Source organism: Helicobacter didelphidarum (assembly GCF_003364195.1).
Taxonomy (GTDB): Bacteria; Campylobacterota; Campylobacteria; order Campylobacterales; family Helicobacteraceae; genus Helicobacter_A; species Helicobacter_A didelphidarum.
This window is the reverse complement of the sequence record NZ_NXLQ01000101.1, coordinates 1-1,999: the sequence shown is the minus strand read 5'-3', so window position 1 is coordinate 1,999 and position 1,999 is coordinate 1. Positions and strand designations below refer to the sequence as shown.

4 protein-coding genes are annotated in these 1,999 nt (G+C 32.4%); all 4 read left to right on the top strand.

Annotation, left to right across the window (positions count from 1 at the left end; all coding sequences use genetic code 11):
- Positions 1 to 414, top strand: a 414-nt coding sequence (locus tag CQA53_RS12705; protein WP_181882470.1) for a hypothetical protein, incomplete at its 5' end; no start/stop codon positions are given.
- A complete protein-coding gene (locus tag CQA53_RS11050; RefSeq protein ID WP_115543979.1) occupies positions 411 to 1,169 on the top strand; it encodes a hypothetical protein in 759 nt (252 codons plus the stop codon). The genes CQA53_RS12705 and CQA53_RS11050, both read left to right, overlap by 4 nt.
- Positions 1,166 to 1,339: a hypothetical protein gene (locus CQA53_RS12700; protein WP_181882469.1), complete on the top strand. Its 174-nt coding sequence runs from the start codon at positions 1,166 to 1,168 to the stop codon at positions 1,337 to 1,339. Before CQA53_RS11050 ends, CQA53_RS12700 begins: the two co-directional genes overlap by 4 nt.
- A partial coding sequence (locus CQA53_RS11045; RefSeq protein ID WP_115543978.1) for a hypothetical protein occupies positions 1,326 to 1,999 on the top strand: 674 nt, incomplete at its 3' end. The genes CQA53_RS12700 and CQA53_RS11045, both read left to right, overlap by 14 nt.

The window sequence follows — 1,999 nt, the reverse complement described above, 5'->3', positions numbered from 1 at the left end:
TATTCTAAAATAGAACAAATTATTGATAAAAACAAGAATAAAAAAGATGTAAAAATATTAAAGCCTCAATCTTTAAGTAGAGAAGAGGTGCTAGAGATAGTGGATAATCTTGAGAAAGTTTTTAATAGAAATGGTAAGGATACTGGTATTCGCCTTGTTAAAGACAAACAAGAATTAGATAAATTATGGAGGGAAATCACTCAAAGTGAGAGAGGAGTAAAGCCAGATGTGGATAATAAAGGTAATCCTATGAAATATACTATTTTAGATGATAAGCAAACTAGAATCCAATACCGCACACACTCAAGCAATGCAAGCAATAATCTCCCCACAATAGATATACATAATAGAGAATTAAAAGTGCAAAGAAAGATTCATATTGATATTCATCAGAACAAAGGAGGTATTCAGTGAAGTATTTAAGACAATATGATAGAGGATTTGTTGTCAAACCTACAAAAAATAAAGATTTTATAGAATATGACAAAAATCGCCTAAAATTAATCTATCGGCGTAATGGCGGTTTGTTTGTTGAAGCTACTAAGAGTGGGGATTGCATAAAGCGAATATCAGAAATAGAAATATTGGATTGGTTTTTGAAGCTCTATTCACAAGCTAGAAAAACAGATATTTTAGAGCTCTTAGAATATAATCTATTGGGGTGGATAACGGGTTTGACAGAGTTTCAAGAATTTGACCAGGTCCTCCACTTACCTTTTAGCAAGCACTCTCAAGGCTATAATTATCAAACGCATAAGTATTTATTTAATGAGCCTATCCCAAGCTTTGAGGCAGATTATTTTAGTCTTTTTGGGGAGTTATTCCTGTGTGGTTATGTGGATTTTTTAACAGAAGAACCAAAACATGTATATTTGTCAGAATATAAAGAAAATAGATATGAATCTTGGAAGTATTTTAGGGATAATTTTTTATATGCAAGGGCATTTGATAGAAATATTGAAGATGGGGATCTAACAATTGGTTCGACTTCTTGGGATACTCCACAATATTGGAGTCAATATAATGTATTAGTAGCCCGCACAGAAAAAGGCACACAATACTTCGATGAGATTCTATCCCCTAGATTCTATAAGAAATACAAAGACTTAGAAGTAGAGATAGATTCTAAAGGGAATATTGTGCGTTGGATTGGAGAGATAAATAGATGAGAAAGCTTAGTGATGGCACAATACTAAAACTAAGAAAAACATCATCTGGTGGAGCAAAGGCAAAAAAAGAGGGTAGAGCAGGATCTGGTGGCTCAACCATAGAAATAGGTAATAAAAAACCAAACCAAGCTAAAATTCACAACAAGGCAGGCGAAGATGGCAATTGGTAGGGTTTTACATAAAGATGGATTGTTGTTTTATGATTTTTATGAATTGTTTCATAATCATTTGAAAATGTATGAAGATCGTTGGCATTTTGAACTTTTTTTGCAGATTCCAAATCTAACAAAAATAGATATTTTAGAATATTTTGAAGTAACCATTTTAGATTTAGCAACTGGACCTTTTGGCGAAGATGATGGGGTTATGGAATTAGATTCTTTATTTTTTACATATTTATTTGATAATGTAGTGGAAAATAACTCTGCTAATCCTACCTACATTAGCGAATATATCAACATCATAGGGCAACTCTTCTTAGCAGGATATATAGAATTTGGTATGTGTGGATTACAAGATAAAGAGGAGAATCTACTCTCTAGGCAAAAAGACAAATATCAAGCATGGATATATTTTAGGGATAATTTCTTTTATACCGATGTATTTTATATAGATATGATAGACCTTAGAGAAAAATATCCAAATATGAGTGATGATGATTATGTGTATTCTACTTGGGATATGTATCGTTTTTGGGTTTCTCGCACTCCCGAAGGCACACAATACTTCGATGAGATTCTATCCCCTAGATTCTATAAGAAATACAAAGACTTAGAAGTAGAGATAGATTCTAAAGGGAATATTGTGCGTTGGATTGGAGAGATAAATAG